An 11,765-nucleotide genomic window follows, 5' to 3' on the forward strand; every position below is an offset into this window, starting at 1 on the left:
TATATTGGAACAGTTGCTTAAATACATTATTGAGAATACATCTGGCGGCAAAATCGACAAAAAAACGGCGATTGACATGATTACGCTGTTGAAACAGCAGAAAAAGAACACTCGTGAAGACATTGCCATCATCGGCATATCTGCCCATATGCCCATGGCTGATCATGTGGAGGAGTTCTGGAACAATATCGAGAACAAAGTGAATTCCATTGTGGAGTTCCCTGAAGCGAGACAAGAGGATGTTCTGAAATATGTACGTTTCAAACAGCAGGATGAAGATGGGTTGAGCTTTATTAAAGGTTCCTACCTGGATGAAGTGGACAAGTTTGATTATCGCTACTTTAAGCTGACACCCAAAGAAGCAGCCCTGATGAGTCCTGACCAGAGAATTTTTCTCCAGACGGCATGGGAAGCCGTGGAAGATGCAGGTTATGGAGGCGCAAAGTTATCCGGCAGCAATACGGGATTGTATGTAGGATATTACAGCAGTACCCGGGATAATTATGCCAATATTATCGCCGATGTAGAACCGGAATCCATCTCCATCTCGGTAACGGGCAATGTGACAGCGGTACTGGCGGGAAGAATATCCTATTTGCTGAATCTGAAAGGCCCCAGCATGGTGGTGGATACCGCATGTTCCTCATCTCTTGTTGCCGTCCATATGGCCTGTCAGTCGATCCGAAGTGGTGAGTGTGATGCAGCCATAGCGGGTGGGGTGAAGGTGAACACGCTCCCTGTTTTTAATAAATATGAGCAATTTGGCATTGAGTCCTCGGACGGGGAGACGCGGACATTCGATGATGCCTCTGATGGGGCAGGTGTGGGTGAAGGTGTGGCAGCCATTCTTTTGAAACCGTTAAGTCGGGCCATTGAGGATGGAGATCATATCTACGCCGTCATTAAGGGAACTGCTGCCAATCAGGATGGAACCTCCATCGGGTTGACTGCACCGAATCCGCGTGCCCAATCCGAAGCGATCGTGAAGGCGTGGGAAGAAGCGGGGATCGATCCTGAGACCATCCGTTATATTGAAGCCCATGGTACAGCGACGGAATTGGGAGACCCGATTGAGATTAAAGGGATTACCAATGCATTTGAACAGTTTACCTCCAAAAAACAATTTTGCGCGATCGGGTCTGTGAAATCCAATATCGGTCATTTATATGAATGTGCAGGCGTGACTGGGCTGCTCAAAGCAGTGATGGCTTTGAAACATCAGAAACTGCCGCCGTCTCTTCATTTCGCCAAACCCAATCGCAACATCCGGTTTGAGCAAACACCCGTGTATGTGAATACACAACTCCGACCCTGGGAGGCGGAAGAGGGCGTCCCGCGCAGATGTGGTGTCAGTGCTTTTGGATTCAGTGGAACCAACTGTCATGTCGTGCTTGAGGAAGCTCCAGCCATTACTGCTCAAGACCCGGGAGAGGATCAGGCTTCAGGCAAGCAGCTGTTTGTGTGTTCGGCTCAGACGGAAGAAGCTCTGGTTCGATTGCTCCAGCGGTACGAGCGTTTCTTGAAGGAGAATCGTGAAGTTCCTGTTGCAAATGTCTGTTATACGGCAGCTACAGGTCGTGGGCATTATGAACATCGTCTGTCTCTGCTTGTGGAGGACACGGCTCAACTGATTCACCTGTTGGAACAACCGTGGACCCAATTGAAGACACAAGAGGGAGTCTATATCGGTGCTCCTGCGCCTAAGCCTACTGGAGCCGAGCGAATGGCATCGGAAGAACGTGAGCGTACCAGACGTCAATCATCCCAGGCACAGGAACGGATCAAAGAACTTGCTGCCAGTCCTCTTGTATGGGATGAATCAGCACTTCGGGAGCTGGCTTTACTCTATGCCGAGGGTGCAACGATGGATTGGGGGCAGCTATATCAAAAGAGACAGGTACGGAAGTTAAGTTTACCTACGTATCCGTTTGAGCCCAGTCGATGCTGGATTGATATTCAAGACCCGACGGCTGTGTCGTTAAAAGACTATTTTCATACGGTGCGCTGGATAGAGGACGATGGGGATACGAATTCGCATACCTCGGCACCTTCCTCTTCAGGCACAGTTATGATTATCGGTAATGGTACCGAATTGGAACAGGAACTGTCGGCAGAACTGGAGGACGAATGCAAGCGGGTAGTCCATGTGAGACCGGGTAACCAGTTCCGGCAAATATCGGAGAATCAATATGAAGTCGGCGGAAATAATCCGGCGGCTTATACTGAGCTACTAGATTTGTTCACAGACGGAGAAATTACCGAAATCATCTATTTATCCATGATGGGCAATTCATTATATCCTGAAGATTTGGCAGCTATTGAAGCCAGACAACAGGAAGCTTTCTACTCACCGGTCTATCTGATTCAGGCGCTTATGAGCAAAGGCTTTGCTGAAGAGATTCATCTGAACCTGATTGCTGAGTACGCTGGACAAGTCACAGGAAGAGAAGAGAGGATCACCCCTCATAATGCACTCTTAATGGGACTTGGTAAAGTGATTCAGCAGGAATATGGACATATTCGCAGCAAGTTTATAGATGTGGATCAGTCCATATCTGCGAAGGATATCCTCAAGGAAAGACATATCAACAGTGAAGCATACGCTGTTTCGTATCGTGAAGGCCAGCGTTATACGGAGACCTTCACAGAGATAGATCTTAATGAAAGTGAGAGCGTGTCTTTCAAGGTGCGTCCAGGCGGTTTATATCTCGTGACGGGTGGTACAAGCGGTATTGGTCTGGAAGCAGCACGGTTTCTGGCTTCTTCGGAGCAAGTGAAGCTCGCGATTGTTGGTCGGACACTTCTTCCAGCAAAGGAAGAGTGGGAAGACATATTGGAAGCAGGCCAAGACTCCCGCTGTACCAAGATGCAAGGCATCCTTGAACTGGAAGCATTGGGCGCAACCGTTCATTATTATAGTGCAGATCTGGCCGATGTTGCGGGCATGACGGACGTGATTCAGGATATCACCCACCGCTACGGTAATATACATGGTGTTATTCATGGAGCAGGTATTCCCGGAGACGGATTTATTTATCGCAAAAGCGATGAGGAATTCCAGACCATTCTTGGACCCAAGGTGAAGGGAACCTGGATTCTGGAGAAACTGACGCGGGATCAGGACATGGACTTTATGGTATTGTTCTCTTCCGGGATATCTGTCATCGGTGAGATTGGACAAGGGGATTATACGGCTGCCAATTGTTATTTGGATTCCTTCGCTGCATGGAGGACAGGGCAGGGTCGCAGAACACTCTCCATTGATTGGGTATCGTGGAAAGAGACCGGAATGTCCGTGGAATTTGGTATCAATGTCGATGGCATGTTCAAAACCATTCCTACCACGGATGGTATTGCAGCGATGGAAGCAGCCATGAGCAGACGGCTCTCGCGAGTATTCATCGGTGCGATGAATTATGGAAGCAAACATCTCGCTGCACTTGGGCAGTTCCCGTTCCGGTTGTCGGAGAAGTTGGAAGCTGGAGTGAAGCGGAGTAAGGAAATCGCTGATCAGGGAGCATCGAATCGTGGCAACCGGGCCGTACCACAGGAGAAGCATACGGGGCCCGTAGATCTTTCCGGGAATGAAGGGGGACTCTATTCGGAAACCGAGCAGCAGGTAGCACGCATATACAGTGAGATTCTGGGTTATCAGGAGATCAATATCTATGATAATTTCTTCGATCTCGGGGGCAACTCCATCATGCTCATCCGTATGCATGAGAGGCTGAACGAGGAGTTTCCGGGTAAAGTGAAGATTGCTCATTTATTTGCACATACGTCTATCCATAAGCTGGCACTGCATGTGAATCAGGGTAATGGCACGGCTGTAAAAACAAAAGCTGCTGCTGCCCTGGAGCAAAAGAAACCAATCGTTGAACAGGATGAGGCCATCGCCATTATTGGGATTGCTGCGGAAATGCCAATGGCTGATACGGCAGAGCAGTATTGGGACAACATCTTGAACGGTGTGGACTGTACAACGGATTTTCCAGAGGGACGCAAAAAAGACATGGATGTCTATCATCAATGGATGAATGCCAAGCTGGGTTCGGACAAAGAAGTGCAGTACCTTCAGGGTGCATTTCTGGATGATATTGACCAGTTTGATTATAAGTATTTCCGCTTGTCTCCGAAGGAGGCAGGATTAACAGACCCGATTCAGCGGTTATTCATGAAGACATCATGGCATGCGGTAGAGGATGCAGGTTACGGTGGACGCATCGAAGGAACCAACACGGGTGTCTATATGGGCTTTGCCAGTAGTTTGAATGACTCCTATCTCAAAATGATCTGTGATCTCGATCCCTATCAATATCCGATGTCCATCGTAGGAAATATCACAGCGATGATGCCGACTCGTATTGCCTATCCACTGGATCTCAAGGGGCCTACGATGGTCATCGACACGGCATGTTCCGCATCCCTTGTCGCTACCCATCTGGCCTGCCGGGCCATTCGTAATGGTGATTGTGAGATGGCGATTGTTGCGGGTGCACGGATCAGCCTAAGTCCGTTGGATCACGATTATTTGAAAGTGGGCATTGAATCTTCGGATGGATTAACCAAACCATTTGATCAGGAAGCAGATGGTTCGGGACTTGGTGAAGGCGGAGCCGCCGTTGTATTGAAGTCACTAAGCAAGGCGATTGCAGATAAAGACAATATTTATGCGGTGATCAAAGGAAGTGCCATTAATCAGGACGGAGCTTCGATTGGCATTACGGCTCCAAATCCTGAAGCACAGACGGATGTCATTGTGAAGGCATGGCAGGATGCCGGCATTGATCCTTCGACCATTGGTTACGTGGAGACGCATGGCACTGCGACGAAGCTCGGCGATCCTATTGAGATGGATGGACTTACCACAGCACTGCGCCGATATACAGACAAGCATCAGTTTGTTGCCATAGGCTCGGTCAAGTCCAATATAGGCCATCTGTTTGAAGCAGCTGGTGTGGGCAGTCTGGTTAAAGCGGCTATGGCTTTGAAGCATCGGGTATTACCACCTACGCTTCATTTTGACAAGCCCAACTCATCCATTCCATTCCAGGATTCGCCGTTGTATGTCAATACGAAGTCGAGACCATGGGACGGGAATGGTGAGCCGCTTCGCTGCGGAGTCAGTGCTTTTGGATTTAGCGGAACCAACTGCCACCTGGTACTGGAAGAGCCGCCTGTGATCCAGGAACGGAAGATTACCAGAGATGTCGAAGTGTTCACGCTAAGTGCCAAGAGCCGCAAGTCGTTGCTTGCGCTGGTGGATAACTATATCCGTTTTATCTCGGAACGTCAGCAGGATCTTTCGCTCAAAAACATATGTTATACCGCGAATACGGGCCGCTGGCATCATGTATATCGGATCGCCCTTGGAGTAACGGACACATCCGATCTGCTCATGAAACTGCGGCTACTCGCTACATCAGGTCTCGAATCCGCAGGTGAGCATCAGCTCTATTATGGCGTGCATAAAGTAGTCACAGAGAAGATCGAAGGGAAAGACCACGAATTGACTGGACAGGAGAAGTCCATCTTGAAACAGGAGGGCAGAGATTGTCTATCCCGATACATGGAGTCTTCAGACCCGGGATTATTACATGAATTATGCAGACTGTACACAACAGGCAGTGACGTGGACTGGAGCCTGATGTATAGGGAAGAGGAAATTCGTAAAATCAGTCTTCCATTGTATCCATACGATAATACACGCTGCTGGGTGGATCTTCCCGAGCAGTCTTCAGTGTATGCACAAGCGAGCACCAGATCGGTACCGGAAGCCTACGAGCTTGTATGGCAGCAGAAGGAGATAGCGAAAGAAGTTTCCGATCAGCCGATCGAAGCGAGCAAAGGTACTACACTGATACTGCTGGATGGGTCCAAATATGCAGCTGAGATAGCGGCACGTATGGAACAGTCGGGGATGCAGGTATATACCGTACTTCAGGCAGATGTTCTGCGATCTGACCCGGACGGTCGAAATGTGGAACAAGTGGAAGTCTATGAACGTGTGCTGCAAGAGGCGGGTCTAGACCAACTTTCAAGAGTTGTGTATCTGAACGGCGTGGGCAGTGATGAACATGCAGCAAGTGCAGCTAGTGACATGGAATCATTAGAGTCTGTTCTAGATGAACGTGTATACGGATTCTTCCGGTTTATTCGAGCGCTGTTGTCCAATTCTCTGAGTCAGCCCATGGAGCTAATTCTGGTTTCCCGTGAAGTCAATTGCATCACTGGTGCGGAGCGGATAAAACCTCATCTGGCTTCTGCCTTTGGCATGGGCAGGGTGGTAGGCAAGGAGAACATACAGGTTCATTGCCGTTGTATTGATATGGATGAGGATTCGTCTCTGGAGCTGTTGCTGCAGGAGATCGGTACGGCATCTTCCTATTATGAAGTGGCCTATCGTAATGGAACACGGTATGTTCAGGAGTTCAGAGCATTGAACGAATCCGTACCTTCTGAAGATGCCCTTATTTTTGACAACGATGGTGTGTACATCATTACAGGGGGGACCGGTGGAATAGGCTTGGAAACCGCGCGATATCTGGCTTCCGACGCTCCAGTGAACCTTGCATTAATCAGCCGTACACCGATGCCTGCACGTGAGGAATGGGATGCCATTGTTACGGAAAAATCGAGACTCAAAGTGATTCACCAAATTACAGTTATTCGTGAACTGGAGAGACGGGGACATCAGGTTAGTTGCCATGCTGCAGATGTGTCGGATCTGGATGCCATGCGTGAAGTTCTGGATCAGCTTCGGGCAAAGTTCGGGAAAATTAAAGGAGTTGTCCATGGCGCAGGGGTTGGAAGCTCGGAGATGATCACAAGCCGTTCACAGGCGGGATTCACCGAGGTATTCTCTCCCAAAGTACATGGTACTTGGGTATTGGATCAACTTACCGAACAGGATCATCTCGATTTTATGGTGCTCTATTCATCGATCGCTTCGGTATTCAGCGCTCCGGGACAGGCGGATTACATTGCTGCCAATGCCTACCTGGATGCATATGCCGACTACAGATCAATGATGGGCAAGCGCACGCTGACGGTGCAATGGTCTACCTGGAAGGAAACGGGTATGTCAGCAGAGCACGGGTTTGCTGTGGATACGCTGTTCAAAGCCATGCCAACAGAACAAGCGATGAATCAGTTATCTCTTGTGATGCGGCAACCCTTGGTTCGCCGAGTACTTATTGGTCAGATTCATTATGAGGGTCAATTGATATCCGCACTGGCCAAAAGTCCGTTTGATCTTTCTTCCTCTATTCGCGTTCAACTGGACCAACGGATGAAGCAGTTGGCAAGCAAGCGTCTTCCAGTATCCTCGTCAGAGGATCGTGACGGAGAAGTGGTTTTGACAGGTAAATCAGATGCATCCTATACACCAACCGAAAAGGCACTCGCTTCCATCTGTCGAACGATGCTTGGTTTTCATGAGATTAATGTAGGGGATAGTTTCTTCGAGATGGGTGCTGATTCCATTGTGCTCATACAGGTTCAGGCCCGGATTGATCAGCAGTTTCCTGGTTTGACCAAAGTCACGGATCTGTTTGCGAACTCCAATATTACCAGGTTGGCTCGTTTTATGGATGAGAAGTCTACTTCGAAGCCACAAGACATGGAGCAGGAGTTGAAGCGTGTAATCGACCAGATGGAAAGCGGCGACGTTACGCTGCAGCAGGCGTTGAATAACCTGATTAACCTGTAAAGGAGGAACTGTGGTGGAGAGTGTATACAAGTTTGTCATGGAACATCTGCAAGACGGAAGTCTGGACAAAACAGTGGCCGTGCAGCTGCTCAAAAAGCTCAAAGCGGAGGAGGACGCCAATACTGCGTCCGGGTCAACCAATGCTGCCAAAGATATTGCCATTGTGGGCATGGCTCTGAAATTGCCCCAAGCTGATTCTCCCGGAGAATTCTGGGACAACATCGTCAGTGGTACGGACAGTATTCGTTCCTTTCCGGCATCCAGAATACCGGATATTCATTCGTATCTGCAATATTTAGGCATGTCACCAGACGAGATTCAATTCAACGAAAATGCCTATCTGGATGAGATTGATAAATTTGATTATGCCTATTTTAAAATGTCACCCAAAGAAGCCAGTCTTACGGACCCCAATCACAGGCTGTTTCTGGAAACGGCATGGAAAGCGATCGAGGACGCAGGGTATGGTGGAGGGAAACTGGCGGGCAGCCGTACGGGGGTATACCTGGGTCTTTCCAACAATATTCGGGATTTATACTCACGTTTTATCTACGATGCGGAACCGGAATCTTTTGCGTATTCGCTTGTTGGTAATCTGGCTTCTGTAGCGGCTGGTCGGTTATCCTTCTTACTGGATTTAAAAGGGCCAAGCTTGGTGGTGGATACGTCTTGTTCATCCTCTCTGGTTGCGATTACACTGGCTTGTCAGGCAATCAAGGAGGGGCAATGCGATCAGGCGCTCGTCGGGGGAATCAAGATTAATCTGGTTCCGCTAAAGAGTGATCATATCAAAATTGGGATTGAGTCTACCGATTGGAGAACCAAAGCGTTTGATGACGATTCGGACGGATCGGGTATTGGTGAAGGCGCAGGGGTGGTGATGCTCAAACCACTGGATAAAGCGTTGGAAGACCGTGATCAGATCTACGCTGTTATCAAAGGATATGGTGTAAACCAAGACGGTAAATCCATCAGCATTGCTGCCCCGAACCCGGAGGCACAGACTGAAGCGATTCTTCAAGCCTGGGCGGATGCCGGTATCGATCCCGAGACGGTCTCTTATATTGAGACACATGGCAGTGGTACCATGCTGGGCGATCCCCTGGAGGTGCAAGGGATTGAGCAGGCATTCCGGCGTCACACGGGTAAAAGTCAATTTTGCGGAATCGGCTCGGTCAAAACGAATATCGGTCACCTGTCAGAGGCGGCTGGTGTCGTGGGTTTGATCAAATCGGCCTTGTCATTGAAACATAAACAGATTCCGGCCTCCAAACATTTTCACAGACCGAATCGGGCCATCGATTTTGCGGCATCCCCGGTCTATGTGAATGCCCGCTTGCGGGATTGGGATACCGCTGCCACCCCTCGACGTAGCGGTGTTAGTGCATTTGGCATCAGTGGGACCAATTGTCACATTGTGCTGGAAGAAGCACCGACCACTACGGCTAAAGAGCCGGAAATACGCGGAGAACATCTTCTAACCGTATCGGCCAAAACGCAGGCAGCGCTCCAGACGCTGATTACGGAATATGCTCACGTTCTCTCTCAAGTTGAAGCTCAGAATGTACCTTCTCTGTGTTATACCGCCAACACAGGCAGGGGGCACTACGCCTACCGTTTACTGGTCACCGGGCAGGATGCGGAAGAGCTTTTGCTTCGCTTGAATGAAGCTGGACGAATGATCGGATCAGATGAGAGTTTTAGCAAAAGTAGTGGACCCAATGGACACCAAAATCCAGGGATTTATTACGGTTATCATAAGGTTATCAACGATCAAGGTCGTCCAGATTCACCGGCTACAGGTGGAGAAGAAGGGCACACAGGCCATCAGACGATGAGTCTGAATCCGGAACTGGCGAAGATGGGTAAGGGTCAGCAGGCTGAACAGGACATATTGGACCGGATTGGACTAAATTATGTGCAAGGTGCAGAACTGAACTGGGAGCTTCTATACACAGGAGACAGACTGCGCAAAACAAGTCTGCCAACCTATCCATTTACCCGGACTCGCTGCTGGTTTGAAGTTCCCGAGGCGGCTCGTACCGCCGCTACAGCAGCTTGCAGCAATGCGGTCTCGGAAGAACCGATGCCAGCCCGATTCTATCGGATGAACTGGACGAGAGCGGATCTAACTGAGCCTGAACAGATTCAAGGAACAGGTGCAGTTTTGATTTTGAAGGACGAGGGCAATCGGGGAAGTGTATTGATTGAACGTCTTAAGCAGTCGGGGCGCCAAGTGATTGAGGTCGGATATGGAGAATCTTTCAAGCACGAACCGGACGGATCGTTTACGTTGAATGGGTCCGAAAGCAACTTTACGGAGCTGTTTGCAGCGCTGGGGGATACATCCATCAGTGACATTATACATCTCTTTGCAGTGCCGACTTCTGCGGAGATTCGTACACTTCAGGACTTGGAACATAGTCAGCAAAAAGGCGTATATAGCCTCTTTTATCTGATTCGTGCGCTCATTGAACATGGAAGTGACAACGCACTGAATATGATGTTGGTCTCTGAACAGGTCTACGAAGTTACAACGGGTGAGAGCCGACTCTCTCCTGAAGCGGCCTCGTTATATGGTTTGGGTAAAGTACTCGCCTTGGAATATCCGCATATTACCTGTCGAAGCATTGATCTGGACGAGAGCACAGGGGCAGATGAACTGCTTCAGGAAATGGGTTCCCAAGATCAGAGTTATACCTCTGCCTACCGTAATGGGATTCGATACATTGAGGAATTGGGTGAAGTTCAAGCTGATGAGTTGGGGGATTCCCCTGTCCATATCCAAAAGGATGGTGTGTACGTCATTACCGGTGGAACAGGTGGGATTGGTCAGGAAATGGCAAAATTCTTCGCCTCCCAAGCAGAGGTCAAGCTTGTGCTAATTGGGCGTACCCCAGTTCCTGCAAGATCGGAATGGGAAACACTGCTTCACAACCCTGAGCTCGAATCCAAGACGGCTGCTCGTCTCCGCAATTTCCTGGAGATTGAACAACAGGGTTCAGAAGTATCCTGTTATGCAGCCGATGTATCGGATTATGCAGCGATGCAGGATGTGCTGGCCGATGTCAGGGAGAAGTATGGGGCTATCACGGGTGTGATCCACGGTGCAGGTGTACCAGCAGTTGGATATTTGATCCGCAAAACGCAGGAAACGTTTGACGAAGTCCTTCATCCAAAAGTGCAGGGAGCCTGGATACTGGACCAACTGACCCGGCAGGATGAGCTTGATTTCCTGGTCTTTTTCTCTTCCGGTCTGTCGCTGTCAAGTGAAGTTGGACAAGGGGATTATTCAGCGGCTAATGCCTATCTGGATGCCTTATCTTACTCACGCAGCAAAAGTGGTCTGAAGACCTTGTCGATCAACTGGTCTTCATGGAAAGAAGCGGGTATGTCTGTGGATTATGGTTTTAATGTGGACGCCATTACGAAAGCCCTTCCGACCGAACAGGCAACGGCCGGATTTTTTGCAGCATTGAACAAAGAGGTGCCGCGTGTGTTGATCGGGGAATTTACATACCATCCACGGTTTGCCAAAGCGCTGTTGACCAAGTTTCCATTCCGATTCACCGAAGAGATGACAAACAGGCTGAAAGAAGCCGAGAAGTTGGAAGAGTCGCGTCAGATGGCTCCTGTTGCGGCTAAACGTAACAAATCGGTGAATGCACATGTTGAGCTCAAAGGGAAAGACGGCGAGGATTACAACAGCATCGAACGGCAGATTGCAGGCATGTATAACGAAGTGCTCGGGTTTGAAGAGCTGGATATCCACGACAGCTTTTTTGATCTGGGCGGAGATTCGATTTTGTTAAATCGATTATTTTCTCTGCTCGAAGATGCTTATCCAGGCAAAATGAAGCTGATCCATCTGTTTTCGTACACCAGTGTGCATGCGTTATCCCAATTTGTCATGACCAAGTTGGACATAAAACCGGCTGCTGAGCCAGCCCAACCGGTGGATGATTTTGAACAACTGTTTAAAGACATTGAAGCCGGTAGTCTGAGCATTGACGATGCAGTCAAGAGCTTCGAGGATCGTTGAGGAAGGAGAACC

2 protein-coding genes are annotated in these 11,765 nt (G+C 49.2%); both read left to right on the forward strand.

The features are described from left to right. Positions 1 to 4 precede the first annotated feature (4 nt). The gene (locus MKY73_RS02675; RefSeq protein ID WP_339305521.1) at positions 5 to 7,711 is read left to right on the forward strand and encodes an SDR family NAD(P)-dependent oxidoreductase; all 7,707 of its coding nucleotides are present in this window, start codon (positions 5 to 7) and stop codon (positions 7,709 to 7,711) included. Between the two features lie 13 nt (positions 7,712 to 7,724). Next, positions 7,725 to 11,753, forward strand: a complete 4,029-nt coding sequence (locus MKY73_RS02680) for an SDR family NAD(P)-dependent oxidoreductase (protein ID WP_339305523.1) — start codon at positions 7,725 to 7,727, stop codon at positions 11,751 to 11,753. Positions 11,754 to 11,765 lie beyond the last annotated feature (12 nt).

Source organism: Paenibacillus sp. FSL R5-0519, from assembly GCF_037974275.1.
Taxonomy (GTDB): Bacteria; Bacillota; Bacilli; order Paenibacillales; family Paenibacillaceae; genus Paenibacillus.